Origin of the sequence: Streptomyces sp. NRRL F-2580, assembly GCF_000720115.1 — a bacterium.
GTDB lineage: Bacteria > Actinomycetota > Actinomycetes > Streptomycetales > Streptomycetaceae > Streptomyces.
The window spans coordinates 204,445-231,083 of sequence record NZ_JOIR01000010.1; the positions used below are offsets into that span (position 1 = coordinate 204,445).

Consider the following 26,639-nt stretch of genomic DNA (forward strand, 5'->3'; position numbering starts at 1 on the left):
CGACCACCTCCCGTAGGAGATTTAGATGCCCCCCAAGGGTCGTCAGGGCGCTGCCAAGAAGGTGCGCCGCAAGGAAAAGAAGAACGTCGCTCACGGGCACGCCCACATCAAGAGCACGTTCAACAACACCATCGTTTCGATCACCGACCCCTCGGGCAACGTGATCTCCTGGGCCTCCGCCGGCCACGTCGGCTTCAAGGGCTCGCGCAAGTCCACCCCCTTCGCCGCGCAGATGGCCGCCGAGTCGGCCGCCCGCCGCGCGCAGGAGCACGGCATGCGCAAGGTCGACGTCTTCGTGAAGGGTCCGGGCTCCGGCCGCGAGACCGCGATCCGCTCCCTCCAGGCCACCGGCCTCGAGGTCGGCTCGATCCAGGACGTCACCCCCACCCCGCACAACGGCTGCCGCCCGCCGAAGCGCCGCCGCGTCTGACGCAGCGGACGCACCTGTGCGTTCTTGAGTGTCCGGGCGGTACGAACCCCTCGCGGGGGACGTACCGCCCGTACCCTTGTAGTCCGCAGCTCCGGCTGCACCCCGTCGGGCGTCAAATAGTGGGCGTCCACGAATGAAGGAACACAGACATGCTTATCGCTCAGCGTCCTTCGCTGACCGAAGAGGTCGTCGACGAGTACCGCTCGCGGTTCGTGATCGAGCCGCTGGAGCCGGGCTTCGGCTACACCCTCGGCAACTCCCTGCGCCGCACGCTCCTGTCCTCGATCCCGGGTGCCGCTGTCACCAGCATCCGCGTGGACGGCGTCCTGCACGAGTTCACCACCGTGCCGGGTGTGAAGGAAGACGTCACCGACATCATCCTGAACATCAAGCAGCTGGTCGTCTCCTCGGAGCACGACGAGCCGGTCGTGATGTACCTGCGCAAGCAGGGTCCCGGCCTGGTCACCGCCGCTGACATCGCGCCCCCGGCCGGTGTCGAGGTGCACAACCCGGACCTGGTCCTCGCCACGCTCAACGGCAAGGGCAAGCTGGAGATGGAGCTGACCGTCGAGCGCGGTCGCGGCTACGTCTCCGCCGTCCAGAACAAGCAGCTGGGCCAGGAGATCGGCCGCATCCCGGTCGACTCCATCTACAGCCCGGTCCTCAAGGTCACCTACAAGGTCGAGGCGACCCGAGTCGAGCAGCGCACCGACTTCGACAAGCTGATCGTCGACGTCGAGACCAAGCAGGCCATGCGCCCGCGCGACGCCATGGCGTCCGCCGGCAAGACCCTGGTCGAGCTGTTCGGTCTGGCGCGCGAGCTCAACATCGACGCCGAGGGCATCGACATGGGCCCGTCCCCGACGGACGCCGCCCTGGCCGCCGACCTGGCGCTGCCGATCGAGGAGCTCGAGCTCACCGTTCGGTCGTACAACTGCCTCAAGCGCGAGGGCATCCACTCCGTGGGTGAGCTCGTCGCCCGCTCCGAGGCCGACCTGCTCGACATCCGCAACTTCGGTGCGAAGTCGATCGACGAGGTCAAGGCGAAGCTGGCCGGCATGGGCCTGGCCCTCAAGGACAGCCCGCCCGGATTCGACCCGACCGCCGCCGCCGACGCCTTCGGCGCCGACGACGACGCGGACGCCGGTTTCGTCGAGACCGAGCAGTACTAGAAAACTTGTGGGGGGCTCACGCCCCCCGCACCCCCCTCTCGCGACCGCTTGAGGGAACTGACTCCGGTACCTGACACGGCCGGTGCAGATTTGAAGGAGTAACAATGCCGCGTCCCGCAAAGGGTGCCCGCCTGGGCGGCTCCGCCGCGCACGAGAAGCACCTCCTCGCGAACCTCGCGAAGGCGCTCTTCGAGCACGGCCGCATCACCACCACCGAGGCCAAGGCCCGTCGCCTGCGTCCCTACGCCGAGCGTCTGGTCACCAAGGCGAAGAAGGGCGACATCCACAACCGTCGCCTGGTGCTGCAGACGATCACGGACAAGAGCATCGTGCACACGCTGTTCACCGAGATCGCCCCGCGCTACGAGAACCGCCCCGGTGGTTACACGCGCATCACCAAGATCGGCAACCGTCGTGGCGACAACGCCCCGATGGCCGTGATCGAGCTGGTCGAGGCCCTCACGGTCGCCCAGCAGGCCACTGGTGAGGCCGAGGCCGCCACCAAGCGCGCGGTCAAGGAGGCGGAGGCTGTCGAGACCCCCGCCGAGGAGACCAAGGAGGCCTGATCCCCCGGGATCACGCTTGCTTGATCGGCTCTGAACGGGCCCGCCCCTTCCGGGGGCGGGCCCGTTCTGCATTGCGGTGACTCTGAGAGGATCTGTCACGTGAGTGACGAGGTGGAGCCCGGGCACGTCCGGGTGCGGCTGGACCTGAGCTACGACGGCAAGGACTTCTCCGGCTGGGCGAAGCAGCGCGTGCTGCGCACCGTCCAGGGCGAGCTGGAGTCGGCCCTGCAGACCGTGATGCGGCTGTCCGAGCCGGTCGAGCTGACCGTGGCCGGGCGTACCGACGCGGGCGTGCACGCCCGCGGGCAGGTCGCCCAGTTCGACCTCGCCGAGGAGGTGTGGGCCGAGCACCACGACAAGCTGCTGCGCCGCCTCGCGGGACGGCTGCCGCACGACGTACGGGTGTGGAAGGTCGCCGAGGCCCCCGAGGGCTTCAACGCGCGCTTCTCGGCCATCTGGCGCCGCTACGCCTACCGCGTCGGCGACCACCAGGGGGGCGTCGACCCGCTGCGCCGCGGCCACGTGCTGTGGCACCAGTGGCCCCTCGACGTGGACGCCATGAACGAGGCCGCCGCCCCGCTGCTCGGCGAGCACGACTTCGCCGCGTACTGCAAGAAGCGCGAGGGCGCCACGACCATCCGCACGCTCCAGCAGCTCAGCTGGGAGCGCGCCGAGGACGGGATCGTCACCGCGACCGTCCGCGCCGACGCCTTCTGCCACAACATGGTCCGCTCGCTGGTGGGCGCCCTGCTGCACGTCGGCGACGGGCACCGGCCCACCGACTGGCCCGGCAAGGTCCTGCGGGCCGCCGTACGGGACTCCTCGGTGCACGTGGTCAAGCCGCACGGGCTGACCCTGGAGGAGGTCGGCTACCCGGCGGACGAGCTGCTGGCCGCCCGCAGCAAGGAAGCCCGCAACATGCGCACCCTCCCCGGAGCCGGCTGCTGCTGAGCGCCCGCCAATCCGGTTGGGTGGATCGGCACCGGACCGGGAGAATGCCGGGCATGGGACATCTCGAAGTCAGCCACCTGGAGTACTACCTTCCCGACGGGCGGGTCCTGCTCCCCGACGTCTCCTTCCGCGTGGGGGAGGGGTCGGTGGTCGCCCTCGTGGGGGCGAACGGGGCCGGCAAGACCACCCTGCTGAAGATGATCTCCGGGGAGCTCCAGCCGCACGGCGGCGGCGTGACCGTCTCCGGCGGTCTCGGCGTGATGTCGCAGTTCGTCGGCTCGGTGCGGGACGAGACGACCGTGCGGGACCTCCTGGTGTCGGTGGCCCAGCCGCGGATCCGGGAGGCCGCCAAGGCCGTGGACCGGGCCGAGCAGCTGATCCTGACCGTCGACGACGAGGCCGCGCAGATGGCCTACGCGCAGGCGCTCAGCGACTGGGCGGACGTCCAGGGCTACGAGGCGGAGACCCTGTGGGACGTCTGCACCATGGCCGCGCTGGCCATCCCGTACGACACCGCGCAGTTCCGCGAGGTCCGCACGCTGTCGGGCGGTGAGCAGAAGCGGCTCGTGCTGGAGGCGCTGCTGCGCGGGCCGGACGAGGTGCTGCTGCTCGACGAGCCGGACAACTACCTCGACGTCCCCGGCAAGCGGTGGCTGGAGGACCAGCTCAAGGCGACCCGCAAGACCGTGCTGTTCGTCTCGCACGACCGGGAGCTGCTGACCCGGGCCGCCGAGAAGATCATCAGCCTGGAGGCGAGCCCGATGGGCTCCGACGTCTGGGTGCACGGCGCGGGCTTCGACACCTACCACGACGCCCGCAAGGAGCGCTTCGCGCGTTTCGAGGAGCTCAAGCGGCGCTGGGACGAGGAGCACGCCCGGCTCAAGGCCCTGGTCCTGCGGCTGCGCAACCAGGCCGCGAGCAGCCCCGACATGGCCTCGCGGTACCGCGCGATGCAGACCCGCTTCCAGAAGTTCGAGGAGGCGGGCCCTCCGCCGGAGCCGCCGCGGGAGCAGGACATCCGGATGCGGCTCAAGGGCGGGCGTACGGGCGTACGCGCGCTGACGGTGGAGAACCTGGAGCTCACGGGGCTGATGAAGCCCTTCTCGCTGGAGGTCTTCTACGGCGAGCGGGTCGCCGTGCTGGGCTCGAACGGCTCCGGCAAATCGCACTTCCTGCGGCTGATGGCCGGCGAGGACGTCAAGCACACGGGCACGTGGAAGCTGGGCGCACGGGTGGTTCCCGGCCACTTCGCGCAGACGCACGCCCACCCCGAACTGTTCGGCCGCACCCTCGTCGACATCCTGTGGACGGAGGCGGCGAAGCCGCTCGGCGCGGCGATGGGCGCGCTGCGCCGGTACGAGCTGGAGCGCCAGGGCGACCAGCCGTTCGAGAAGCTCTCGGGCGGCCAGCAGGCACGCTTCCAGATCCTGCTGCTGGAGCTGGCGGGGACCACGGCGCTGCTGCTGGACGAGCCGACGGACAACCTGGACCTGGAGTCCGCGGAGGCGCTCCAGGACGGCCTGGAGGCGTACGAGGGGACTGTGCTGTGCGTCACGCACGACCGCTGGTTCGCGCGCACATTTGACCGTTACCTGGTCTTCGGTTCGGACGGTGTTGTGCGGGAGACTCAGGAGCCCGTCTGGGACGAACGTAGAGTCGAACGCAAGCGCTAGGGGGATACCGTCACCCCCTCGGATGAGTGAGGGGCAGGCGTCGTGGGGCTGCGGCCTAGCATCTGGCTGATGAAGTGGGAGAACCAGACCTCCGGAACGCCGGCCTCTGGGAGCCGGCTGATCGACTGGCTGCTGCGGCCGGCCTCCCGGTCCTTGCAGGTGCTCTCCCTCGCGGTGCTCCTCGGGGTCGCCGTCTCCACGAGCCTGCGCGCGAACTGGGGCTCGGACAACGCCTTCGTGGTCAAGGCGGCGCAGACGCTGCTCGCGGGCGGGTCCCCGTACGAGGACAAGCGCTTCCTCTACCTCCCCAGCGCCGTGATCATGGCGGTCCCGGAGGCCCTGCTGCCGCGGATGGTGCTGCAGTGGGTCCTGCCGGTCGGGATGTCGGGGCTGCTGGGCGCGGGCTGGCTGGCCGCGCTGCGGATGTTCTCGGTGCCGCTGCGCTCGCGCTTCGCGGTCGGCGGTTTCGCGGTCTTCGCCCTCGCCTACAAGCCGTACGTGAACCTCGTGCTGATCGGCAACTGGACCGCCATCTCGGCGGCCGCGCTGCCGGTGGCGCTGCTGCTCGCGCACCGGCGGTCGTGGGCGGCGGCCGGGCTGGTGGTCGGGCTGGCGATCGCGTGCAAGCCGATGCTGGTGCCGATCGGGCTGCTGTTCCTGCTCGCCCGGCAGTGGCGGGGGCTGGCCGCGGCGGTGCTGGTGCCGCTGGGGCTCTCGCTGGCCGGCGCGCTGATGATGCCGAGCCCGTCGCTGTTCTTCACCAAGACCCTGCCCTTCCTGCTCCACGGGCAGGACGCGTACGCGCTGCCCTGGGACGCCTCGCCGATCGCGGTGCTGCCGCGGCTGGGGGTGCCCGAGCCGCTCGCGGTGCTGTTCGCGTTCGCGGGGGCCGGGGCCGGTCTGTGGGCGGTCTGGGTGCGGTGGCACAGGCAGGACGAGGCCGACGGGGGTGAGCTGCGGCTGGTGGAGACCGCCTGCCTGGTGATGCTCGCCGCATTCCTGGTGTCGCGGCCGTCCTTCGACCACTACCTGCTGGTGGTGCTTCCGCTGCTGCTGGCCTCGGCGGTGCGGCCGGGCTCGATGCCCCGATCGCCCTGGTTCTGGCTGGCGTTGACGCCCCAGGTGGCCCTGGTCCCGTGGCCCTCGGAGCTGGCCCACAAGCGGCGCGCCTTCAAGGACTGCGCGACCCTGTGCGGGCTCGTGATTCTGCTGGCGCGTCGTGTGCTGCGCTCCGGTCGGGTTATTCTGGGGCCAGTAACAACTGCGGGGTCCCCACCCAGGACCGAACCGGAGTGCGCCGCGACGCCAGCAGAATCGGCATCGCGGACCGCGTTTTGACCCGTACGGGTCTGCTTGGGTATCCTGCTGGTTTGTTATGCGTATTGGCTTGCTCATTCTCACGTGAAAGGGCCTTGCGCCGGTCCACCGGACCGATGACCAGCGGTTCACACGGGTTGCGTCCCCGATGTGAACGAGGGCTGTCGTGATCGTCCGTGGTGACCCTGTCAGGACCTTCCCGTGGGGCTTGCGCCCGTGGGATACCACCACTGAAGAAGCGAAGGCATACGCGTGCGTACGTTCAGCCCCAAGCCCGGCGACATCTCGCGCCAGTGGCTCGTCATCGACGCCCAGGACGTTGTCCTCGGCCGTCTGGCGACCCAGGCCGCTGCCCTCCTGCGGGGTAAGCACAAGCCGACTTACGCCCCCCACATGGACATGGGCGACTTCGTCATCATCGTCAACGCCGACAAGGTTCACCTGTCCGGCAACAAGGCGTCGCAGAAGATGGCGTACCGCCACTCCGGCTACCCGGGTGGTCTCCGCTCCGTGCGCTACGACGACCTCCTGGCGAACAACCCGGAGAAGGCCGTCGAGAAGGCCATCAAGGGCATGCTCCCCAAGAACACCCTGGGCCGTCAGATGCTCTCGAAGCTGAAGGTCTACTCGGGCGACCAGCACCCCCACGCTGCCCAGCAGCCGGTGCCGTTCGAGATCACCCAGGTCGCGCAGTAGTTCCGGCCACCCCCTAAGACGTAGAAAATTCTGAGGAGCATCGTGGCCGAGACCACCGCCGAGACGACCGTCGAAGAGTTCGAGGGCAACGTCGAGGAGTACACCAGCGAGTCCGAGGTTGTCGTCGAGGGCGACTACACCTCCGAGTCCCTTGCCGGCCGCTTCGGCGACCCCCAGCCGGCCGCCGGCCTGGGCCGTCGCAAGAACGCCATCGCCCGCGTCCGGATCGTTCCGGGCACCGGCAAGTGGAAGATCAACGGTCGCACCCTTGAGGACTACTTCCCCAACAAGGTGCACCAGCAGGAAGTCAACGAGCCGTTCAAGCTGCTCGAGCTCGACAACCGCTACGACGTCATCGCCCGCATCTCGGGTGGCGGCGTGTCCGGCCAGGCCGGCGCCCTGCGCCTCGGCGTGGCCCGTGCGCTGAACGAGGCGGACGTGGACAACAACCGCCCGGCGCTGAAGAAGGCCGGCTTCCTCTCCCGCGACGACCGTGCGGTCGAGCGCAAGAAGGCCGGTCTCAAGAAGGCCCGTAAGGCTCCGCAGTACAGCAAGCGTTAATCTGCGCCTGCTGTTCTGCAACGAAACCGCCCCGGCAGCACTCTCTGTGCTGCCGGGGCGGTTCGTTTACCGCCACAAGCGGCAAAACCTGTCACAAGCGGTCACAATGCGATGCGGAAACTCGGGAGGACAACAGTGGGACGACTCTTCGGGACGGACGGTGTACGCGGCGTTGCCAACGCGGATCTGACGGCGGAGCTCGCGCTCGGCCTCTCCGTGGCGGCTGCCCACGTACTGGCCGAAGCGGGCACCTTCGCGGGCCACCGGGCGACGGCCGTGGTCGGCCGGGACCCCCGGGCCTCCGGCGAATTCCTCGAGGCGGCGGTCGTGGCCGGCCTCGCGAGCGCGGGCGTGGACGTCCTGCGCGTCGGTGTGCTGCCCACCCCGGCGGTGGCGTATCTCACCGGTGCGCTGGGTGCCGACCTCGGCGTGATGCTCTCCGCCAGCCACAACGCCATGCCGGACAACGGCGTCAAGTTCTTCGCGCGCGGCGGCCACAAGCTCGCCGACGAGCTGGAGGACCGCATCGAGTCCGTCTACGAGGAGCACCGCACCGGCGCCCCGTGGGACCGGCCCACCGGCTCCGGCGTCGGCCGGGTCTCCGACTACACCGAGGGCTTCGAGAAGTACGTCGCCCACCTCATCGGGGTCCTCCCCAACCGCCTCGACGGCCTGAAGATCGTCCTGGACGAGGCGCACGGCGCGGCCGCCTACGTCTCGCCCGAGGCCTTCGCCCGGGCCGGCGCGGAGATCATCACGATCGGCGCCGCGCCGGACGGCCTGAACATCAACGACGGCTGCGGCTCCACCCACCTCGGCCTGCTCAAGGCGGCCGTCGTCGAGCACGGCGCCGACTTCGGCATCGCGCACGACGGTGACGCCGACCGCTGCCTCGCCGTGGACGGCTCCGGCGCGGAGGTCGACGGCGACCAGATCCTCGCGGTGCTGGCGCTGGCCATGCGCGAGGCCGGCCAGCTGCGCGGGAACACCGTGGTCGGCACCGTGATGTCCAACCTGGGCTTCAAGCTGGCCATGGAGGGCGAGGGCATCCAGGTCGTACAGACCGGGGTCGGCGACCGGTACGTGCTGGAGTCGATGAAGGAGCACGGCTACGCGCTGGGCGGCGAGCAGTCCGGCCACGTGATCATCCTCGACCACGCGACGACCGGTGACGGCACGCTGACCGGCCTGCTGCTGGCGGCGCGGGTCGCGGCCACCGGCAAGTCCCTCGCCGAGCTGGCGGGCGTCATGCAGCGGCTGCCGCAGGTGCTGGTCAACGTTCCCGACGTGGACAGGTCCCGGGTCACCACCTCCGCGGAGCTGGCGGCGGCCGTGGCCGACGCCGAGCGTGAGCTGGGCACCACCGGACGGGTGCTGCTCCGTCCGTCCGGCACCGAGCCCCTCGTACGGGTGATGGTCGAGGCCGCCGACATCGAGCAGGCCCGCGCGATCGCCAGCCGTCTCGCGGACGTCGTGAAGTCGGCGCTCGGCTAGCAGGCCCACCTCCTAGAGGGCGCCTCCACCAGGTCTGCGTGGCGCACCCGGCTTCCGGATCATCCGGTTGTGCTGGGTGCGCCACAGCAGTTTCCAGGCGATGAGGGTGAGCGTCCCCGAGAGGATGATGCCGCCCAGGTTGAGTGCCAGCTGGATGCCCGAGCCCCACATCTGACCGAGGTCGCCGTAGCTGAGGGCCACGGCGGCGTTGGCGCCCGCCGGGACGGTGGTCACGGAGATCGCCACGCCGACCAGGGCACCGGCCTTCGCGGACGTCAGCGAGAGCATGCCGGCCACGCCCGCGAGCAGCGCCACGACAAACGAGAACGGGTCGGGCTGCCAGATGAAGCTGGTGTTCGGCCGTTCGTTCTCCAGCAGGTGCTCGTGGAAGAGCCCCAGCGCGTCCATGACCAGGCTGAAGACCGTCGTCGCGATGATCGCCGCCGTGAAACCGACCGCCAGCGCGACGAACGAGCGCCAGGCCAGTTTGGGTCTGCGCCGCACCAGACCGGTGCAGATGCCGGCGAGCGGGCCGAACTCCGGGCCGACCGCCATCGCGCCCACGATCAGCACGGCGTTGTCGAGCACGACACCGCACGCCGCGATCATCGTCGCCAGGATCATGAAGGCGGCGTAGGTGATGGTGAGGGTGGACTCCTCGTGCGTCGACTCGGCGAGCTGTTCCCAGACCACCGCGTCGGCGGCCTCGCCCGGAGCCTCCTCTTCCGCCTGGTCGGCGCGCCGGGAGATCGACAGGTCGATGTTCTCGACGGCGATCGAACCGGTCCGGTCGACGCCGAGGGCGCGCATCTCCTGGAGCAGTTCGTCGGCCGACTCGCGGGCGATGTCGCAGAGCACCAGGTCACCCTCCGGGTCGCGGGCGGCTCCGGGCAGGACGACCAGGTGGGTGGTGCCGACCGTCTGGTCGATCAGCTCCACCACCCGCTCCGTGAGGTGGTGCGGGGTGATCATCCGCAGATGCAGCATGCCCGCAGCGTAGCTTTCAGAGTTTGCGCAGGCTCAGCTTCTGCACCTTGTGGTCCGGACCCTTGCGGACGACGAGGGTGGCCCGGCCGCGGGTGGGTGCCACGTTCTCCAGCAGGTTGGGCTTGTTGATCGTCCGCCACATCGTCTGCGCGTACTCCATGGCCTCCTCCTCGGAGACCTGGGTGTACTTGCGGAAGTAGGAGAAAGGATTCTGGAAGGCGGTCTCGCGCAGCTTCCGGAAGCGGTTGAGGTACCAGCGCTCGATGTCCTCGGGGCGCGCGTCCACGTACACGCTGAAGTCGAAGTAGTCGGCGAGGGCGACGCGGGTGCGGCCGTCCGTGCCGGGGAGGGCCGGCTGGAGCACGTTGAGGCCCTCGACGATGAGGATGTCCGGGCGGCGGACGACGAGCTCCTCGCCGGGGACGATGTCGTAGATCAGGTGCGAGTAGACCGGGGCCCTGACCTCGTCCTTCCCGGCCTTGATGTCGGCGACGAAACGGGTGAGCGCGCGGCGGTCGTAGGACTCCGGGAAGCCTTTGCGGGAGGTGAGGCCGCGCCGCTGGAGCTCCTTCATCGGGTACAGGAACCCGTCGGTCGTGACCAGCTCGACGCGCGGGTGTTCGGGCCAGCGGGCGAGCAGGGCCTGGAGGAGGCGGGCGACGGTGGACTTGCCGACGGCGACCGAACCTGCGACCCCTATGACGAAGGGCGTGCCCTGCTGGGCGCCGTGCCCGTTGCCCGCGTCCCCGAGGAAGGTGTTCAGGGTGCCGCGGAGGTTGCTGGTGGCGCCGACGTAGAGGTTCAGGAGGCGGGAGAGCGGCAGGTACACGTCGCGGACCTCGTCGAGGTCGATGACGTCGCCGAGGCCGCGCAGCCGCTCCACCTCGTCGGCGGTCAGCGGCAGCGGGGTCCGCTCGCGCAGGGCGCTCCACTCGTCCCGGGTGAGGTCGACGTACGGCGAGGCCTCGGGGCCCCGGCGGTGGGCAGGGCGCGTGGGGTGCCCCTCCCGGCCGCGTCGCTCCGTTGCGTCGTCCGGCGTGCTGCTTCGTGGCGGCGAAGTGATCACACCGCCATTGTCGGGGCTCGGGGGCGGTTGTGGGTGGTGTGGTCGGTCACGTGCGCGGGGGCGGGGGAGGGGCGGGCGGGGGGTTGCGGCGGGGCGGGCTCGATTCGGGGCAAAAGGGGGCTCGCCCCGCTCACCAACCGGCGCACCTGGCCCTGCTGGCCACCGCCTGCGGCTCCGACAAGGCCGACACCAAGGCCGATGCCAAGCCGTCGGCGCCCGCCTCCTCGTCGGCCCCGGCCGCCCCGGCCGCCAAGGCGAAGACGGACGCCGAGCTGTCCGCCCTGATCCTGACCAAGGCCGATCTGCCGGACCACGTGGTCGTCGCCGTCCCGAAGGACGAGGTGGCGATCGGTGAGGCCGCGAAGGGCGACAAGGCCGAGTGCCAGCCCGTGGTCAGGACGCAGGGCACGGCCACCGTCGGTACGGCCGCCGGTGTGGCGCGGATGAAGGCCGTCGCCAAGCCCAAGGAGGGCGCCGGCGCCGAGGACGCGGCCACCGCGGGGCTGAAGGCCCTCGCCGGCACCCGGACCTCGGTGACCCTCGCCTCGTACGAGGGCAAGGGCGCGGAGGAGGCCTTCGCGGCCGTCAAGACCGCGGCCACCGCGTGCGCGGGCGGTTTCTCGCTGACGATGGAGGGCGAGAACACCAAGATCGACAAGGTGGTGTCCTCCGCTGCCACCGGGGGCGACGAGGCGATCGCCCTGACGCTGGAGGCCGACGTCGAGGGCACGAAGGTCACGACCGAGACCGTCGTCGTCCGCAAGGGCAACGTGCTGGCCACCCACACCGCGTCGGCCCTGGGCGTCGCGGAGAAGCCGACCGCCATCGTGGCCGCGCAGGTGAAGAAGCTCGGCTGAACCCCGCCCGACCGAACGGCAACCCCGCTCCGGCTCAGTCGCCGGGGCGGGGTTTTCGTCTTGTTCAGGTACGGGGCGCAGGGCCAACTACGGCGTACGCTGCGGCCTATGTGCGGAATTGTGGGTTACGTGGGAGCGCAGTCTGCGCTCGATGTGGTCATCGCCGGACTCAAGCGGCTGGAGTACCGCGGCTACGACTCGGCAGGGGTCGCCGTGCTCTCGGACGGCAGCCTGGCCGCCGCCAAGAAGGCCGGCAAGCTCGTCAATCTGGAGAAGGAACTGGTCGGGCACCCGCTGCCGGCCGGCTCCACGGGACTCGGGCACACCCGGTGGGCGACCCACGGCGGGCCCACCGACGCCAACGCCCACCCGCACCTCGACAACTCGGGGCGGGTCGCCGTCGTGCACAACGGCATCATCGAGAACTTCGCCGAGCTGCGGGCCGAACTCGCCGAGCGCGGACACCGGCTGGAGTCCGAGACGGACACCGAGGTCGTGGCGCACCTGCTGGCCGAGCACTTCTCGGCGACGGGCGACCTCGCGGAGTCCATGCGGCAGGTGTGCCGGCGTCTGCAGGGCGCCTTCACGCTGGTCGCCGTGCACGCCGACGAGCCGGACGTGGTGGTCGGCGCGCGCCGCAACTCGCCCTTGGTGGTGGGCGTCGGCGAAGGCGAGAACTTCCTCGCCTCGGACGTGGCCGCGTTCATCGCGCACACCCGGTCCGCGATCGAGCTCGGCCAGGACCAGGTCGTGGAGCTGCGCCGCGAAGGGGTCACGGTGACCACCTTCGACGGTGCGCCCGCGGACGTGCGGGCGTACCACGTGGACTGGGACGCCTCGGCGGCCGAGAAGGGCGGCTACGACTACTTCATGCTCAAGGAGATCGCCGAGCAGCCGAAGGCCGTCGCCGACACCCTCCTGGGCAGGATCGACGCGAGCGGCTCGCTGACCCTGGACGAGGTGCGCATCCCGGTCTCGGTGCTCCGGGAGGTCGACAAGGTCGTGATCGTGGCGTGCGGTACGGCCTACCACGCGGGCATGATCGCGAAGCTGGCCATCGAGCACTGGACGCGCATCCCGTGCGAGACGGAGCTGGCGAGCGAGTTCCGCTACCGCGACCCGATCCTGGACCAGCGGACGCTGGTCGTCGCGATCTCCCAGTCCGGCGAGACCATGGACACCCTGATGGCGCTGCGGCACGCGCGCGAGCAGGGGGCCAGGGTGCTGGCCGTCTGCAACACGAACGGGTCCACGATCCCGCGCGAATCGGATGCCGTGCTCTACACGCACGCGGGTCCGGAGGTGGCCGTCGCCTCGACGAAGGCGTTCCTGACGCAGCTGGTCGCCTGCTACCTCGTGGCGCTGTACCTCGGGCAGGTGCGGGGGACGAAGTGGGGCGACGAGATCCAGGCCGTGGTCCGCGAACTGTCGGACATCGCCGCGGCGGTGGACACCGTACTGGAGACCATGGAGCCGGTACGGCAGCTCGCGCGCTCCCTCGCCGACAAGAACACCGTGCTGTTCCTGGGCCGCCACGTCGGCTACCCGGTGGCGCTGGAGGGCGCGCTCAAGCTCAAGGAGCTCGCGTACATGCACGCCGAGGGCTTCGCGGCGGGCGAGCTCAAGCACGGGCCGATCGCGCTGATCGAGAAGGACCTGCCGGTGGTCGTGGTCGTGCCGTCGCCGCGCGGACGTTCCGTGCTCCACGACAAGATCGTGTCGAACATCCAGGAGATCCGGGCGCGCGGGGCGCGGACCATCGTGATCGCGGAGGAGGGCGACGAGGCGGTCGTCCCGTACGCCGACCACCTGATCCGGATCCCGGCGACGCCGACGCTGCTCCAGCCGCTGGTGGCGACCGTGCCCTTGCAGGTCTTCGCGTGCGAACTGGCGACGGCGCGGGGGAACGAGGTGGACCAGCCGCGTAACCTCGCAAAGTCCGTGACCGTGGAGTAGTGACCTGGATGGAGCTGTAGCACGTGATTATCGGCGTCGGGATCGACGTGGCGGAGATCGAACGGTTCGGCGCGGCGCTGGAGCGCACGCCGGGCCTCGCGCGGCGGCTGTTCGTCGACGCCGAGTTGACGCTGGCGAGCGGTGAGCGGCGCGGGACCGCCTCGCTCGCCGCGCGGTTCGCCGCGAAGGAGGCCCTGGCCAAGGCGCTCGGCGCGCCCGCCGGGATGCTGTGGACCGACGCCGAGGTGTACGTGGAGGACAGTGGGCAGCCGCGGCTGCGGGTGTCGGGGACGGTCGAGGCGCGGGCGCTGGCGCTGGGGGTGAAGTCGTGGCACATCTCGCTGAGCCACGACGCCGGCGTCGCCTCCGCCGTGGTGATCGCCGAGGGCTGACGCCCGCCGTGGGGCAGGCTGGTGCCATGCGTACTGCTTACAGCGTGGAGACCGTACGGGCCGCCGAGCGGGAGCTGATGGCCCGGCTGCCCGAAGGCGCCCTGATGCAGCGGGCGGCGGCCGGACTGGCCGCCGTCTGCGCGGGGCTGCTCGGACGGGTGTACGGGTCCCGGACCGTGCTGCTGGTCGGGCCCGGCGACAACGGGGGTGACGCGCTCTACGCCGGGGCGCGCCTCGCCCGGCGCGGGGCCGCGGTGACGGCGGTGCCGATGGACCCCGAACGGATGCACCCGGGCGGGCTGGCCGCGCTGCGGGCCGCCGGCGGCCGGGTCGAGGAGGCCGTCCCGCACCGCGCGGACCTCGTACTCGACGGGCTGCTCGGGATCGGCGGGCGGGGCGGGCTGCGGCCTGCGGCGGCCGCGCTCGTGGAACGGATCCCGTCGGGGGTCCCGGTGGTGGCCGTGGACCTGCCGAGCGGGGTGGACGCGGACACCGGCGAGGTGGCGGGGCCTGCCGTCACGGCCGACGTGACGGTGACCTTCGGGGCGTACAAGCCCGGTCTGCTGATCGATCCCGGGGCCTCGCGAGCGGGGGTGGTGCGGCTGGTGGACATCGGGCTGGAGCTGCCGTCGCCGCAGGTGGAGGCGTTGCAGCACGCGGACGTCGCGGGGCTGCTGCCGGTGCCCACGGCGTCGAGCGACAAGTACCGGCGGGGCGTGGTCGGGATCGTCGCAGGCTCCGCGCAGTACCCGGGCGCGGCCGTACTGACCGTGGCGGGGGCCCTGCGGGGCGGTGCGGGTGCGGTGCGGTACGTGGGGCCGGCGGCGGAGGCCGTGCTCGCGCGGTACCCGGAGACGCTGATCGGGCCCGGCCGGGTGCAGGCCTGGGTGGTCGGGCCGGGACTGGGGGAGGGCCGCGCGGGCGAGGTCGCGGACCTGCTCGCGGGCGACGTACCGGTGCTGGTCGACGCGGACGGGCTGCGCGGGCTGGACGCGGACGTGCTGCGGGCCCGGACGGCCCCGACGCTGCTGACCCCGCACGCGGGGGAGGCGGCGGCGCTGCTGGGGGTGTCGCGGGAGTCGGTGGAGGCGGGGCGGCTGGGGGCGGTGCGGAGGCTGGCGTCCCGGTACGGGGCGACGGTCCTGCTGAAGGGGTCGACGACGCTGGTCGCCTCCGGCGGTTGCGCGGTTCGGGTGAATCCGACGGGGAGTTCGTGGCTGGCCACCGCAGGCAGCGGGGACGTGTTGTCGGGGCTGGCGGGGTCGTTGCTGGCGGCGGGCCTGTCGGGGGCGGACGCGGGTGCGGTGGCGGCGTACCTCCACGGCCTGGCCGCCAGACTCACCGGCGGCCCCCTTCTGGCCCACCACCTGGCCGAAGCCCTCCCCACCGCGTGGCGCAACGCCGCCCGCCCGTGACCTCGCGCCGCGCCGCTGCCGGGGGCCGGCCCCCGGAGCCCCGCGCCTCAAACGCCGGCGGGGCTGGAATGGCGCGGCGAAGCCGGAGGGGCGCGGGGGCTGAAAGGCAGGGCAGGGTGGGGGTTCTGAGAGACTGGGGGCGATGAACGAGACACCGACGCGCGTGTACGCCGAGATCGATCTTGGTGCTGTACGGGAGAACGTGCGCGCACTGCGCGAGCGGGCACCCCGGGCCGAGTTGATGGCCGTGGTCAAGGCGAACGCCTACGGACACGGGGCCCTGGAGTGCGCCAAGGCCGCCCAGGAGGCCGGTGCCACCTGGCTGGGGACGGCCACGCCCGACGAGGCCCTCGCGCTCCGCGCCGCCGGCATCCGGGGGCGCCTCATGTGCTGGCTGTGGACCCCCGGCGGGCCCTGGCGGGAGGCCGTCGAGGCCGACATCGACGTGTCCGTCAGCGGTATGTGGGCCCTCGACGAGGTACGCGCGGCAGCCCGCGCGGCGGGCCGGACCGCGCGCATCCAGCTCAAGGCCGACACCGGCCTCGGCCGCAACGGCTGCCAGCCCGCCGAATGGGAGGCCCTGGTCGGGGCGGCCGTCGCCGCCCAGGCCGAGGGGACCGTCCGGGTCACCGGCGTCTGGTCGCACTTCGCCTGCGCCGACGAGCCCGGCCACCCCTCCATCCAGCTCCAGCTCGCCGCCTTCCGCGACATGCTGGCGTACGCCGAGAAGGAGGGCGTCGAGCCCGAGGTCCGGCACATCGCCAATTCGCCGGCCACCCTCACCCTGCCCGAGTCCCACTTCGACCTGGTGCGCTGCGGGCTGGCCGTCTACGGGGTCTCGCCCGCGCCCGAGCTCGGCACCCCGGCCCAGCTGGGCCTGCGGCCCGCGATGACCCTCAAGGCCTCCCTGGCCCTGGTCAAGACCGTCCCCGCCGGGCACGGCGTCAGCTACGGCCACCACTACGTCACCGGGACCGAGACGAACCTCGCGCTGGTCCCGGCCGGCTACGCCGACGGCATCCCGCGGAACGCCTCCGGGCGCGGTCCGGTGCTCGTCGCCGGCCGGATCCGCCAGGTCGCCGGGCGCGTCGCCATGGACCAGTTCGTGGTCGACTTGGATGGAGACCACGCCCTCGTCGGCGACGAAGCCGTCATCTTCGGGGACGCGGAACGCGGTGAACCCACCGCCGAGGACTGGGCACAAGCGGCGCACACGATCGCGTATGAGATCGTCACCCGTATCGGTGGCCGTGTGCCCCGGGTGTACCTGGGCGGCTGAGCGAGCGGAGTGAGGGCGGCGGCGTGAGCGAGAACTGGCGCAAGGCCGGCTGGGCCGGCGCCGCCATCGGCGTGATAGCCGCAGGCGCGGCGGCCGGTGTCGCGGTCGAGCGGATCACCGTGGGGCGCGGCATGCGCATGAAGGCGCGCCTGGCCCTCGACGCCGCCGGGGACTACGGCTCCCTGCGCGGCACCGAGGGGACCTGCCGGGCCGAGGACGCCACCGAGCTGTACTACGAGGTCGAAGAGGTGCCCGACGAGGGCAAGCGGCGCCGGCTGCGGCGCAAGGCCGCGTCCCCGGCCACCGTCGTCTTCTGCCACGGCTACTGCCTCAGCCAGGACTCCTGGCACTTCCAGCGCGCCGCCCTGCGCGGAATGGTCCGCGCGGTCTACTGGGACCAGCGCAGCCACGGCCGCAGCGCCCGCGGCCTCGCCCAGGCGGACGGCGAGCCGCTGACCATGGAGCAGCTCGGCCGCGACCTGAAGACCGTCATCGACGCCGCCGCCCCCGAGGGCCCGCTGATCCTCGTGGGTCACTCGATGGGCGGAATGACCATCATGGGATTCGCCGAGCAGTTCCCCGACCTGGTGCGCGAGCGCGTGGTCGGCGTGGCCCTGGTCGGTACCTCCAGCGGCCGCCTCGGCGAGGTGACGTACGGGCTGCCGTCCGTCGGGGTGGGCGCCGTGCGCCGGATCCTGCCGGGCGTGCTGAGGGCGCTCGGCTCGCAGGTGGAGCTGGTGGAGAAGGGCCGCCGGGCCACCGCCGACCTGTTCGCCGGCATGATCAAGATGTACTCCTTCGGCTCCCGGGACGTGGACCCGGGCGTCACGCGCTTCGCGGAGCGGCTCATCGAGGCCACCCCGATCGACGTGGTCGCCGAGTTCTACCCGGCCTTCCAGACCCACGACAAGACGGCCGCGCTCCGGCTGTTCGCGGACATCCCGGTCACCGTCATCGCCGGCGACAAGGACATGATCACTCCGCCGGGGCACAGCGTGGCCATCAAGGAGGCGCTGCCCGGCGCCGACCTCGTGGTCCTGGAGTCCACCGGCCACCTGATGATGCTGGAGCGCCCGGAGACCGTGACGCGGCTGCTCACCGGACTGCTGGCGCAGACCGGCGCGGTCCCGGTCCCCACACCGACTAACGTTGGCGCGCATGGAAGAAGTACCGCTGGAAGCACAGCGCAGCCAGGCGCCGGCACCTGAGGCCGAGGGCAGCGCAGAGACCCGGATCACCGTCGGCTCCCCGGACGCGATGCAGGAGTTGGGCCGCAGGATCGCCGCGCTGCTGCGCCCCGGCGACCTCGTCCTGCTGACCGGCGAGCTGGGGGCGGGCAAGACCACGCTGACCCGCGGCCTGGGCGAGGGCCTGGGCGTGCGCGGGGCCGTGACCTCGCCGACCTTCGTGATCGCCCGCGTGCACCCCTCGCTGACCGGCGGGCCGGCGCTGGTGCACGTGGACGCGTACCGCCTGGGCGGCGGGCTGGACGAGATGGAGGATCTGGACCTCGACGTCTCGCTGCCCGAGTCCGTGGTCGTCGTGGAATGGGGCGACGGCAAGGTGGAGGAGCTCTCCGACGACCGCCTGCACGTGGTGATCGCGCGCGCGGTCGGCCACGAGGAGGTGCTGGACGACGTGCGCGAGGTCGCGGTGCGCGGGGTCGGGACGCGCTGGACCGCCGGGGCCGGGCTGGACTCACTGGCGGGCGCCTTCTCGGAGTAAACGTACCGACAACTCGTCGGCAAGATATTGCGCTGGTGGCAGCCCTCGTGGTGACATGGTACCGAGAGTTTCTTAGGTATGCCTAAGTTCGGTGTCCCGGGGTCCAGGAGGCAGCCATGTCGGCACCAGCAGGAGCACAGCGCGATCCCCGCCCGTCCGTCGTCTCCATGCGGACGCTGCTCGCCGCCGGAGTGGCCGCCACCGCCGTCTCGACACCGCCCGCACGTGAACACGTGCCGGGCGGGCCCCAGGACGGCGCCGCACGCGAAGAGGCCGCTCCGGAATCCGAAGCGGCCTGAGTCGCAGTCGCACGTACGGGTGAAGGTCGGGGTTCCGGTCAGGGAACGACGACGACCTTCGAGTTGATCGTCGCGAAGGCCCACATCGCGTCGCCGTCGGCGCGCGTCATGCGGATCCCGCCGGTCTTCTTCGCCGCGTCGGGCGCCGGCGTCGCGCCGTCCAGCCGGGCACTGAAACCGACCGCCACACCCTCGGCGGTGGCGAACCGCACGACGTGCTCGATCGGCACGCCGTCCGAGCCGGTGACCGAACCGGAGCGCGAACCGACGATGTAGGTGCCCGCCTTCGGATGCACCGTGCTCGGCATCACCGTGAACGACTTCGGCTCCTGCCCGGCCTCGCCCACCAGCCACACCCGCTTTTGACCCACCGAGTACACGACGCGCGTCCCGGTGCCGGAGCCCTCCGGCACGGGCACCGGCTTCGCCGCGTCCTGCTTGGCGGCGGGCTGGCTCGGAGCGGGGGCCGGGTTCTGCGCGGCCGCCTTCGGGGGGCGCGGCGGCGCCGTGGCGGAGGCCTGGTAGCCGAGGAAACCGACCGCCGCCACCGCCACGATGGTGAGCCCGGCCACGATTCCCGAGCTGCTGCGTGCCACCTTGCTCCACCTCTCCGCGCTGACCGACACCCCGACCGATGCTTCGACCGATGACCGATGCTTCGACCGACAGTTCGGCCGACGGCTCGACCGATACCTCAGTGATCCCTCGGTCGAAAGGTAGCAGCCGCCCCCCTTTTTCGACCGGCCGCAAGGGGCGCGGCCGCCGGAGTCGTAGGCTGTTCGCGTGCTCCTGCTCGCTGTAGATACCGCCACGCCCGCCGTCACCGTCGCCCTGCACGACGGCGAGACCGTCCTCGCCGAGTCGAACCAGGTCGACGCCCGCCGCCACGGGGAGCTGCTGCTGCCCTCCGTGGACCGGGTCCTCGCCGAGGCCGGGGTGAAGCTCGACGCCGTCACCGGCATCGTCGTCGGGGTCGGCCCCGGCCCCTACACCGGGCTGCGCGTCGGCCTCGTCACCGCCACCACCTTCGCCGCCGTGCTGGGCGTGCCCGTGCACGGGCTGTGCACGCTCGACGGCCTCGCCTACGCCGCCGGCACCGCCGGGATCGAGGGCCCCTTCACCGTCGCCACCGACGCGCGGCGCAAGGAGGTCTACTGGGCCCGGTACGAGGACCCGCGCACGCGCGTCGCAGAGCCCGCCGTGGACCGCCCGGCCGAGATCGCCGAGCAGGTCGCGGGTGTGCCCGCGGTGGGCCAGGGCGCGCTCCTGTACCCCGAGGTGTTCCCGGACGCGCGCGGCCCCGAGCACCAGTCCGCCGCCGCGCTGGCCTCCCTGGCCGCGGAACGGCTGGCGGCGGGGGCGGACTTCCTGCCCCCGACCCCGCTCTACCTGCGCCGGCCCGACGCGCAGGTGCCCAAGAACTACAAGGTGGTCACCCCGCAGTGACCCCGGCGACCCCGCACACCCCGCACTCCCTGCGCGAGATGCGCTGGTGGGACATCGGGCCCGTGCTGGAACTGGAGCACGAGTTGTTCCCCGAGGACGCCTGGTCCGCCGGGATGTTCTGGTCCGAGCTCGCCCACGCCCGCGGCCCGCAGGCCACCCGCCGCTACGTCGTGGCCGAGGACGCGTCGGGCCGGCTCGTGGGATACGCCGGGCTGGCCGCCGCCGGCGACCTGGCCGACGTACAGACCATCGCGGCCGCCCGCGACCAGTGGGGGACCGGGCTCGGCGCCCGGCTCCTGACCGACCTGCTGCGGGCCGCCACCGCGTTCGAGTGCGCCGAGGTGCTGCTGGAGGTACGGGTGGACAACACCCGGGCCCAGAAGCTCTACGAGCGCTTCGGCTTCGAGCCCATCGGCTTCCGGCGCGGCTACTACCAGCCCGGCAACGTCGACGCGCTCGTCATGCGACTGACCGACCCCGCACAAGCACGAACTGAGAGCAGTGAGAGCAATGGCTGACGAACCGCTCGTCCTCGGAATCGAGACGTCCTGCGACGAGACCGGCGTCGGCGTCGTCCGCGGCACCACCCTGCTCGCGGACGCCATCGCGTCGAGCGTCGACGAGCACGCCCGCTTCGGCGGCGTCGTGCCCGAGGTGGCCTCGCGGGCCCACCTGGAGGCGATGGTCCCCACCATCGAGCGCGCCCTGAAGGAGGCCGGGGTCAGCGCCCGCGACCTCGACGGCATCGCGGTCACGGCCGGACCGGGCCTCGCGGGGGCACTGCTCGTGGGCACCTCGGCGGCCAAGGCGTACGCGTACGCGCTGGGCAAGCCGCTCTACGGGGTGAACCACCTGGCCTCGCACATCTGCGTGGACCAGCTGGAGCACGGCCCGCTGCCGGAGCCCACGATGGCGCTGCTCGTCTCCGGCGGGCACTCCTCGCTGCTGCTGGCACCCGACATCACCTCCGACGTACGGCCGCTGGGTGCGACCATCGACGACGCGGCGGGCGAGGCCTTCGACAAGATCGCGCGCGTGCTCCAGCTGGGCTTCCCCGGCGGCCCGGTCATCGACCGGCTCGCGCGCGAGGGCGACCCGAAGGCGATCAACTTCCCGCGCGGGCTGACGGGGCCGCGCGACGCGGCGTACGACTTCTCCTTCTCCGGGCTGAAGACGGCTGTGGCGCGCTGGATCGAGGCGAAGCGGAACGCCGGCGAGGAGGTGCCGGTGCGCGACGTGGCGGCATCCTTCCAGGAGGCCGTGGTCGACGTGCTCACGCGCAAGGCGATCCGGGCGTGCAAGGACGAGGGTGTCGACCACCTGATGATCGGCGGCGGTGTGGCCGCCAACTCCCGGCTGCGGTCGCTCGCGCAGGAGCGGTGCGACGACGCGGGGATCGTCCTGCGGGTGCCGCGGCCGAAGCTGTGCACGGACAACGGCGCGATGGTGGCGGCGCTGGGCGCGGAGATGGTCAAGCGGAACCGGGCGCCCTCCGACTGGGACCTGTCGGCGGACTCCTCGCTGCCGGTGACGGACCCGCATGTGCCGGGGACGTCCCACGGGGGCGGCGACGGTCACGACGACGGCCACGGTCATGCGCACGGCCACGGACACGGCCACGGACACAGTCACGACCACGACCACGTGCACGAGCTGAGCAAGGACAACCTCTACTCATGAGCACCGTCGCGCTGATGTGGGAGGTCCGGGCCGCCGACGGCCGGGGCAACGAACTCCTTGAGTGGGCAAGGGCCCAGGTCCTGGCCCGGGAGCCGGTGCGCCGCGAGGTGTTCCGGGCGCCGCAGGACCGCGTGCTCGTGATCACCTGGTGGGAGGCGGCCGAAGGGGTGTCGGCGGACCTTCCCGAACTGCCGGAGCCCGCGGCCGACTTGATCACGCGGGCGGTGCACCGCTGGCGGTTCGAGTCGGTGGAGGTCGACGGGGCCTGACGGTTCCGGCCCGGTCCGGCCCGGTCCGGGCGTGGTCCCGGGCTGCGGCTATGGTCATGTGCATGCCTCGCCGTGACCTGCCGCCTCCGCCGCCGCCCGCGCACCTGCGCGCCTGGCCGGACGAGGGCCACGTACGGGCCGACCGTGCGCGCTTCCTGCACGACCTGGCCCAACGCAGCCTGGGCATCGGGCGGTTGCTGCTGCTCTGGGCCGTCTCGGCCGTCTTCGCCCTCGGCTGGTCCTTCGTGGGCATGGCCCTGATGGCCTTCGAGCAGGGCGACCCGGTCTCGTTCGTCCTCGCGCTCGTCTTCCTCGTACTGGGCGCCGGCGTGCTGGTCCCGGCCGGGTTCTGGTTCGCGTGGGGCGCCCGGCGCGACCGCGAGGTGCGGCGGCTGCTGTGCGCGTGGGCCGAGGCGGGCCGGGACCCGGAGGCCGACGCCCGGATGCGCGCGCCCGGCCGGAGCCTGACCTGGCTGCTGGCCTCCCTCGCCCTGGGCGTGGCCGGGCTGTGGGTGACCTTCGGCGTCGCCGTCTCGGCCCGCCCGGGCCAGGAGACGTACGGCGAGGTCACGTACTACATGGGCCTCGGCATGATCCTGTGGATCACCGCTCTCCTGGGCATCGCCAAGGCCGCCGCCCACTACCGCTGGGCCCTACGCACGACCCGCACGCCACCCACGCCGTAACCACAGCCCCGACGCCTGCGAGCCCCCGCCCCCCAGCCGGCCTCCCGGGCCCACGTCTGCGCCCGCGCCGGCCGGGCTGCGCCGGTACCTGGGCTGGGCCCGGGCCCCTCGGCTGTGCCCGCGCCTGGGCTGCGCCCGGACCCCTCGGCTGTAACCGCGCCTGGCTGTGCCGGTACCTGGGCTGCGCTCACGCCTGGGCTGTGCTGACGCCGGGCTGTGCTCACGCCTGGCTGTGCCCGCGCCTGGCCGGCGCCCCGGACGCCTCGGCTGTGCCCGCGCTTGGGCTGCGTCGGCTGCGCCGGTTCCGGGCGGCTCCAGCCCCGTGCCGGCTACGCCAGGCGGGCCCGCCGCACCTGCTCCGCCGGCTGCCCGGGTAGCGCAGGTTGCGGGGCCGTCGTGTGCGCCCCGTCGGCGAGGCCCGTCGCCCGGCCGCGGCCGCGCGGGGGTCGCTGCTCAGGCGTCGCCGCAGGCGGCCCCGCAGGCGGCCCCGCAGGCGGCCCCGCGGGAAGTCACCGTTCGAGCATCGCCGCAGGCGGCCCGGCGGGGTGGCCGATCAGCATCGACGGAGCGCCCGCCACCCGGGTCAGGAAGACCGTCGCGGAGTTCGGGCCCTGCGGTTTGACCTTCTTGCGCAGTTCCTCCGGTTCGACCGCCGAGCCGCGCTTCTTCACGGTCAGGATGCCGACCCCGCGCTCGCGCAGCAGGGCCTTCAGCTTCTTCAGGCCGAACGGCAGCACGTCCGTGATCTCGTACGCGGTCGCGTACGGCGTCGCGCGCAGCTCGTCGGCGGTGATGTACGCGATGGTCGGGTCGATGAGCCGGCCGTCCAGCTGTTCGGCGACCTCGGCGACCAGGTGGGCGCGGATGACGGCGCCGTCGGGCTCGTACAGCCAGCGGCCGACCGGCCCGGCCGGCGGATCGGGCAGCGGATCGGTGGTCCGCAGCCCGCGCGGCCCGGGCAGCAGGGTGGCGCGCACGGTCCCGGGCGCGGTCCCGAACCACAGCACCGCCTCCTTGACGTCCCCCTGGTCGGAGATCCACTCGGCCTCGGCCTCCTCCGGCACGGCCTCGTGCGGGATCCCGGGGGCGATCTTGATGGCCGCGTACTTCGCCGTACGGGCGGTGGCGACGGCCCAGGACAGCGGCGGCGAGTACGACTCCGGGTCGAAGACCCGCCCGCGCCCGCCGCGCCGGGCCGGGTCGATGAAGACGGCGTCGTAGCCGGAGGTGTCCACCTCCGTCACGTCCGCCTCCCGCACCTCGATCAGGTCCCCCAGCCCCAGCGCCTCGGCGTTGGCCCGCGCGACGGCGACCGTCAGCGGGTCGCGGTCCACCGCGAGCACCCGGATGCCGAGCCGGGCCAGGGCGAGGGCGTCGCCGCCGATGCCGCAGCACAGGTCCGCGAGGCTGCGTACGCCGAGGGCCGCGAGCCGCTCCGCCCGGTACGAGGCGACGGACGCGCGGGTGGCCATCTCGCCGCCGCCGGGCGTGAAGTACATCCGGAAGGCGTCCTCGGCGCCGAACTTCGCCACCGCGCGCTGCCGCAGCCGGGCCTGCCCGAGCGCGGCGGAGACCAGCCCGGCGGGGTGCTCACGGCGCAGCCGGGTGGCCACGGCGAGCTCCTGGGCGGGGTCGTAGTCGCGCAGCCAGTCGAGGAGGGCGCGGCCCTCGGGGGTGAGGAGGGCGGCGAAGTCTTCGGGGGTCACAGGTCCATTGTCGGCGACGGGGCGGACCCGGACGGTGTGGGCCAGTCGAAGGAAGGTGCGACCGCGTTCGCGGTGTCTTCCGGGAAGCCCGTGTGTCGGGTGCCAGGATGCGCTGCTATGCAGCTAGTACGACAAAAGGAACATAACTCGCAACAGGGTCACCGGTACGCGGCGGGTTCGCGCAGCCGGTTCGGGGTGGCCGTCGCAGCCCTGCTCGTCGCCGCCCTCGGAACGGCATGCGGCTCCGGCGGATCCGACGGGCCGGACAAGGCCGCGAAGGAGAAGGCCGCCAAGGCCGCCGAGGCGGGCGCCGCGGGTGCGCTCAGCGCCGCCGAGAAGGCCAAGGCGGCCCAGCAGGCACGCGTCGCCGCGGCGAAGCGGTGGGGGCTGCGCAAGACGCCGCTCACCGCCCCGGCCGCGCCGAAGGAGAAGCCCGAGATCACCACGCGCGACGGCTTCGAGGTCGAGGACCAGGAGGAGTACCCACCGGTCTTCACCACCGTCCCGACCGAGGACAAGGTCGTCTTCCTGACCATCGACGACGGGTCGGAGAAGGATCCCGAGTTCCTGAAGATGATGAAGGAGCTGAAGATCCCGTACACGGCCTTCCTCAGCGACTACGTCGTGCGGGACAACTACCCGTACTTCAAGGAGATGCAGGCCGCCGGCGTCACCCTGAACAACCACACGATCAACCACCGCTACATGCCCGGCCTGTCGTACGAGCAGCAGCGCGAGGAGATCTGCGGTCAGCAGGACATCATCCAGAAGCAGTTCGGCAAGCGGCCGACCCTCTTCCGGCCGCCGTACGGCAACTACAACCAGGACACGCTGCGCGCGGCGAAGTCCTGCGGCATCAAGGCCGTCCCGCTGTGGAACGCCGAGGCGTTCACGAACCGCATGGACTACCGCGAGTGGGACCGGGACCTGCACCCCGGTGACATCATCCTCACGCACTTCCGGGGTAAGGAGGACTGGAAGGGCACGATGCCTGACATGATCCGTCATGTCATGAAGACCGTCACGGACAAGGGGTATGCCGTGGCTCGCCTGGAGGATTATCTGTGAAGCACGCGCGCCGGTTCGTAGCCGGAACGCTGGCGGCCGGCGCGCTCGCGCTGTCCCTGACGGGGTGCGGGGACAGCGCGGACAGCAGTGGACGACTGGGGCGCACGACGCAGGGGACGGAGTCCGCGTCCAAGGACCCGAAGGGCTCGAAGGACCCGAAGGGTGCCGACGCCGCCGGGCCGTCGGCGCCCGCGACGCCGGCGCCGGGGGGCGCGGGCGACGAGGCGTACCGGAAATGGGGCCTGACGGCCCCGCTCGCCTACGCGCCGAAGCCCGCCCAGAAGCCGCAGATCCCGAAGGCGGCCCCCGGCAAGGTCCCGGTGATAGACCGAATACCCGTGCCGGCCGGGGAGAAAGTGGTCTTCCTGACCTTCGACGACGGCGCGGAGAAGGACCCCGAGTTCCTCAAGATGGCGGCCGACCTCAAGCTGCCCATCAGCATGTTCCTGACGCACAGTGTCGCGTCGGCAGACTACGGGCACTTCGAGAAGCTCCGCGACAACGGCTCCGGCAGCACGATAAACAACCACACGCTGACCCACCCGAACCTCCGTACGCTCTCCTTCGCGGCGCAGAAGAAGGAGATATGCGGCCAGCAGGACCACCTGCAACAGCGCTTCGGCACGCGCCCGCCGCTCTTCCGCCCGCCCTTCGGCAACTACAACGACGACACCCTCCGGGCAGCCTCGGAGTGCGGTGTCTCGTCCCTCGTCCTGTGGCGGGTGTCGATGCAGATCAACAACTTCCAGTACGCCGAGGGCTCCGCCCTCCACCCGGGCGACATCGTCCTGGCCCACTTCCGCGGCCCGGCCGAACTCAAGGGCACCACGGAAACCCAGATGACGACGCGCATGCTCCAACGCATCCAGGAACAGGGCTACCGCATAGGCCGCCTGGAGGACTACTTGTAGGGGCCTGGCTCCCGAAGCCAGGCCCCGCCCCCGCCCC

Annotated in this window: 28 protein-coding genes; 24 read left to right on the plus strand and 4 right to left on the minus strand. The window is 71.9% G+C overall.

What is annotated here, in order from left to right:
* The first annotated feature begins 25 nt into the window (after positions 1 to 25).
* From rpsK to glmM, 9 genes are all read left to right on the plus strand, one after another.
* Positions 26 to 430: a 30S ribosomal protein S11 gene (gene rpsK, locus IF88_RS0112780; protein WP_003956432.1), complete on the plus strand. Its 405-nt coding sequence runs from the start codon at positions 26 to 28 to the stop codon at positions 428 to 430.
* Positions 431 to 579: 149 nt separating this feature from the next.
* Complete coding sequence (locus IF88_RS0112785; RefSeq protein WP_007265920.1) at positions 580 to 1,602, plus strand: DNA-directed RNA polymerase subunit alpha; 1,023 nt, start codon at positions 580 to 582, stop codon at positions 1,600 to 1,602.
* A gap of 104 nt (positions 1,603 to 1,706) precedes the next feature.
* A complete protein-coding gene (rplQ, locus tag IF88_RS0112790; protein WP_030154710.1) occupies positions 1,707 to 2,168 on the plus strand; it encodes a 50S ribosomal protein L17 in 462 nt (153 codons plus the stop codon).
* Positions 2,169 to 2,267: 99 nt separating this feature from the next.
* On the plus strand, positions 2,268 to 3,119 hold the full coding sequence (gene truA / locus IF88_RS0112795; protein WP_030710360.1) for a tRNA pseudouridine(38-40) synthase TruA: 852 nt from the start codon (positions 2,268 to 2,270) through the stop codon (positions 3,117 to 3,119).
* A 44-nt stretch (positions 3,120 to 3,163) separates the two neighbouring features.
* Positions 3,164 to 4,792 (plus strand): ABC-F family ATP-binding cassette domain-containing protein, encoded by a 1,629-nt coding sequence (locus IF88_RS0112800; protein ID WP_030710362.1) that lies wholly within the window; start codon positions 3,164 to 3,166, stop codon positions 4,790 to 4,792.
* Positions 4,793 to 4,861: 69 nt separating this feature from the next.
* Positions 4,862 to 6,130 carry a glycosyltransferase family 87 protein gene (locus IF88_RS0112805; protein WP_030710364.1) on the plus strand — a complete coding sequence of 423 codons (1,269 nt, stop codon included), beginning with the start codon at positions 4,862 to 4,864 and terminating at the stop codon, positions 6,128 to 6,130.
* 231 nt (positions 6,131 to 6,361) lie between these two features.
* On the plus strand, positions 6,362 to 6,805 hold the full coding sequence (gene rplM / locus IF88_RS0112810) for a 50S ribosomal protein L13 (RefSeq protein ID WP_008739660.1): 444 nt from the start codon (positions 6,362 to 6,364) through the stop codon (positions 6,803 to 6,805).
* 42 nt (positions 6,806 to 6,847) lie between these two features.
* Positions 6,848 to 7,366, plus strand: coding sequence for a 30S ribosomal protein S9 (gene rpsI, locus IF88_RS40255; protein WP_030710366.1), 519 nt, complete (start codon positions 6,848 to 6,850; stop codon positions 7,364 to 7,366).
* 135 nt (positions 7,367 to 7,501) lie between these two features.
* Complete coding sequence (gene glmM, locus IF88_RS0112820; RefSeq protein ID WP_030710368.1) at positions 7,502 to 8,860, plus strand: phosphoglucosamine mutase; 1,359 nt, start codon at positions 7,502 to 7,504, stop codon at positions 8,858 to 8,860.
* 12 nt (positions 8,861 to 8,872) lie between these two features.
* On the opposite strand, the gene IF88_RS0112825 is transcribed toward glmM, so the two are convergent.
* Together IF88_RS0112825 and coaA are read right to left on the minus strand one after the other, a co-directional pair.
* A complete protein-coding gene (locus IF88_RS0112825; protein WP_030710370.1) occupies positions 8,873 to 9,847 on the minus strand; it encodes a DUF389 domain-containing protein in 975 nt (324 codons plus the stop codon).
* 16 nt (positions 9,848 to 9,863) lie between these two features.
* Positions 9,864 to 10,913 carry a type I pantothenate kinase gene (gene coaA, locus IF88_RS0112830; RefSeq protein ID WP_030710371.1) on the minus strand — a complete coding sequence of 350 codons (1,050 nt, stop codon included), beginning with the start codon at positions 10,911 to 10,913 and terminating at the stop codon, positions 9,864 to 9,866.
* Positions 10,914 to 10,996: 83 nt separating this feature from the next.
* On the opposite strand from coaA, the gene IF88_RS0112835 reads away from it, so the two are divergent.
* From IF88_RS0112835 to IF88_RS45360, 8 genes are all read left to right on the plus strand, one after another.
* Positions 10,997 to 11,770 (plus strand): hypothetical protein, encoded by a 774-nt coding sequence (locus tag IF88_RS0112835; protein WP_051836779.1) that lies wholly within the window; start codon positions 10,997 to 10,999, stop codon positions 11,768 to 11,770.
* A gap of 108 nt (positions 11,771 to 11,878) precedes the next feature.
* Positions 11,879 to 13,726 (plus strand): glutamine--fructose-6-phosphate transaminase (isomerizing), encoded by a 1,848-nt coding sequence (gene glmS, locus IF88_RS0112840; protein WP_030710373.1) that lies wholly within the window; start codon positions 11,879 to 11,881, stop codon positions 13,724 to 13,726.
* A gap of 23 nt (positions 13,727 to 13,749) precedes the next feature.
* A complete protein-coding gene (locus IF88_RS0112845; RefSeq protein ID WP_030710374.1) occupies positions 13,750 to 14,118 on the plus strand; it encodes a holo-ACP synthase in 369 nt (122 codons plus the stop codon).
* Between the two features lie 26 nt (positions 14,119 to 14,144).
* The gene (locus IF88_RS0112850; protein WP_030710375.1) at positions 14,145 to 15,533 is read left to right on the plus strand and encodes a bifunctional ADP-dependent NAD(P)H-hydrate dehydratase/NAD(P)H-hydrate epimerase; all 1,389 of its coding nucleotides are present in this window, start codon (positions 14,145 to 14,147) and stop codon (positions 15,531 to 15,533) included.
* Between the two features lie 142 nt (positions 15,534 to 15,675).
* Positions 15,676 to 16,812, plus strand: a complete 1,137-nt coding sequence (gene alr / locus IF88_RS0112855) for an alanine racemase (protein WP_030710377.1) — start codon at positions 15,676 to 15,678, stop codon at positions 16,810 to 16,812.
* Positions 16,809 to 18,020 (plus strand): alpha/beta fold hydrolase, encoded by a 1,212-nt coding sequence (locus IF88_RS0112860; protein WP_051836781.1) that lies wholly within the window; start codon positions 16,809 to 16,811, stop codon positions 18,018 to 18,020. Before alr ends, IF88_RS0112860 begins: the two co-directional genes overlap by 4 nt.
* Complete coding sequence (gene tsaE / locus IF88_RS0112865) at positions 17,971 to 18,537, plus strand: tRNA (adenosine(37)-N6)-threonylcarbamoyltransferase complex ATPase subunit type 1 TsaE (protein ID WP_030710381.1); 567 nt, start codon at positions 17,971 to 17,973, stop codon at positions 18,535 to 18,537. The genes IF88_RS0112860 and tsaE overlap by 50 nt, the downstream gene beginning before the upstream one ends.
* Positions 18,538 to 18,653: 116 nt before the next feature.
* A complete protein-coding gene (locus IF88_RS45360) occupies positions 18,654 to 18,836 on the plus strand; it encodes a hypothetical protein (protein WP_063754790.1) in 183 nt (60 codons plus the stop codon).
* Between the two features lie 38 nt (positions 18,837 to 18,874).
* Here the strand turns inward: IF88_RS45360 and IF88_RS0112875 are convergent, their stop codons facing one another.
* On the minus strand, positions 18,875 to 19,432 hold the full coding sequence (locus tag IF88_RS0112875; RefSeq protein WP_078892864.1) for a hypothetical protein: 558 nt from the start codon (positions 19,430 to 19,432) through the stop codon (positions 18,875 to 18,877).
* A gap of 187 nt (positions 19,433 to 19,619) precedes the next feature.
* Here IF88_RS0112875 and tsaB point away from each other — a divergent pair, with 187 nt between their 5' ends.
* The 5 genes from tsaB (at position 19,620) to IF88_RS0112900 (ending at position 22,917) form a co-directional block, all read left to right on the plus strand.
* On the plus strand, positions 19,620 to 20,282 hold the full coding sequence (gene tsaB, locus IF88_RS0112880; protein ID WP_030710385.1) for a tRNA (adenosine(37)-N6)-threonylcarbamoyltransferase complex dimerization subunit type 1 TsaB: 663 nt from the start codon (positions 19,620 to 19,622) through the stop codon (positions 20,280 to 20,282).
* 38 nt (positions 20,283 to 20,320) lie between these two features.
* The gene (rimI, locus tag IF88_RS0112885; protein ID WP_030710386.1) at positions 20,321 to 20,800 is read left to right on the plus strand and encodes a ribosomal protein S18-alanine N-acetyltransferase; all 480 of its coding nucleotides are present in this window, start codon (positions 20,321 to 20,323) and stop codon (positions 20,798 to 20,800) included.
* Positions 20,793 to 21,962 carry a tRNA (adenosine(37)-N6)-threonylcarbamoyltransferase complex transferase subunit TsaD gene (gene tsaD / locus IF88_RS0112890; protein WP_030710388.1) on the plus strand — a complete coding sequence of 390 codons (1,170 nt, stop codon included), beginning with the start codon at positions 20,793 to 20,795 and terminating at the stop codon, positions 21,960 to 21,962. Before rimI ends, tsaD begins: the two co-directional genes overlap by 8 nt.
* On the plus strand, positions 21,959 to 22,231 hold the full coding sequence (locus IF88_RS0112895) for a hypothetical protein (protein WP_030710389.1): 273 nt from the start codon (positions 21,959 to 21,961) through the stop codon (positions 22,229 to 22,231). The genes tsaD and IF88_RS0112895 overlap by 4 nt, the downstream gene beginning before the upstream one ends.
* A gap of 62 nt (positions 22,232 to 22,293) precedes the next feature.
* Complete coding sequence (locus tag IF88_RS0112900) at positions 22,294 to 22,917, plus strand: hypothetical protein (RefSeq protein WP_037805852.1); 624 nt, start codon at positions 22,294 to 22,296, stop codon at positions 22,915 to 22,917.
* Positions 22,918 to 23,426: 509 nt separating this feature from the next.
* On the opposite strand, the gene IF88_RS0112905 is transcribed toward IF88_RS0112900, so the two are convergent.
* Positions 23,427 to 24,623, minus strand: coding sequence for a THUMP-like domain-containing protein (locus IF88_RS0112905; RefSeq protein WP_030710391.1), 1,197 nt, complete (start codon positions 24,621 to 24,623; stop codon positions 23,427 to 23,429).
* Positions 24,624 to 24,740: 117 nt separating this feature from the next.
* On the opposite strand from IF88_RS0112905, the gene IF88_RS0112910 reads away from it, so the two are divergent.
* Together IF88_RS0112910 and IF88_RS0112915 are read left to right on the plus strand one after the other, a co-directional pair.
* A complete protein-coding gene (locus IF88_RS0112910; RefSeq protein ID WP_037805799.1) occupies positions 24,741 to 25,691 on the plus strand; it encodes a polysaccharide deacetylase family protein in 951 nt (316 codons plus the stop codon).
* Positions 25,688 to 26,602 (plus strand): polysaccharide deacetylase family protein, encoded by a 915-nt coding sequence (locus tag IF88_RS0112915; protein ID WP_030710394.1) that lies wholly within the window; start codon positions 25,688 to 25,690, stop codon positions 26,600 to 26,602. The genes IF88_RS0112910 and IF88_RS0112915 overlap by 4 nt, the downstream gene beginning before the upstream one ends.
* Positions 26,603 to 26,639 lie beyond the last annotated feature (37 nt).

Bases quoted from the DNA above. Each gene is read 5' to 3' on its own strand.
- rpsK (WP_003956432.1), top strand. From the start codon at position 26: ATGCCCCCCAAGGGTCGTCAGGGCGCTGCCAAGAAGGTGCGCCGCAAG.
- IF88_RS0112785 (WP_007265920.1), top strand. From the start codon at position 580: ATGCTTATCGCTCAGCGTCCTTCGCTGACCGAAGAGGTCGTCGACGAG.
- rplQ (WP_030154710.1), top strand. From the start codon at position 1,707: ATGCCGCGTCCCGCAAAGGGTGCCCGCCTGGGCGGCTCCGCCGCGCAC.
- IF88_RS0112800 (WP_030710362.1), top strand. From the start codon at position 3,164: ATGCCGGGCATGGGACATCTCGAAGTCAGCCACCTGGAGTACTACCTT.
- IF88_RS0112805 (WP_030710364.1), top strand. From the start codon at position 4,862: ATGAAGTGGGAGAACCAGACCTCCGGAACGCCGGCCTCTGGGAGCCGG.
- IF88_RS0112825 (WP_030710370.1), bottom strand. From the start codon at position 9,847: ATGCTGCATCTGCGGATGATCACCCCGCACCACCTCACGGAGCGGGTG.
- glmS (WP_030710373.1), top strand. From the start codon at position 11,879: ATGTGCGGAATTGTGGGTTACGTGGGAGCGCAGTCTGCGCTCGATGTG.
- IF88_RS0112850 (WP_030710375.1), top strand. From the start codon at position 14,145: ATGCGTACTGCTTACAGCGTGGAGACCGTACGGGCCGCCGAGCGGGAG.
- alr (WP_030710377.1), top strand. From the start codon at position 15,676: ATGAACGAGACACCGACGCGCGTGTACGCCGAGATCGATCTTGGTGCT.
- tsaE (WP_030710381.1), top strand. From the start codon at position 17,971: ATGGAAGAAGTACCGCTGGAAGCACAGCGCAGCCAGGCGCCGGCACCT.
- IF88_RS45360 (WP_063754790.1), top strand. From the start codon at position 18,654: ATGTCGGCACCAGCAGGAGCACAGCGCGATCCCCGCCCGTCCGTCGTC.
- rimI (WP_030710386.1), top strand. From the start codon at position 20,321: ATGCGCTGGTGGGACATCGGGCCCGTGCTGGAACTGGAGCACGAGTTG.
- tsaD (WP_030710388.1), top strand. From the start codon at position 20,793: ATGGCTGACGAACCGCTCGTCCTCGGAATCGAGACGTCCTGCGACGAG.
- IF88_RS0112895 (WP_030710389.1), top strand. From the start codon at position 21,959: ATGAGCACCGTCGCGCTGATGTGGGAGGTCCGGGCCGCCGACGGCCGG.
- IF88_RS0112900 (WP_037805852.1), top strand. From the start codon at position 22,294: ATGCCTCGCCGTGACCTGCCGCCTCCGCCGCCGCCCGCGCACCTGCGC.
- IF88_RS0112910 (WP_037805799.1), top strand. From the start codon at position 24,741: ATGCAGCTAGTACGACAAAAGGAACATAACTCGCAACAGGGTCACCGG.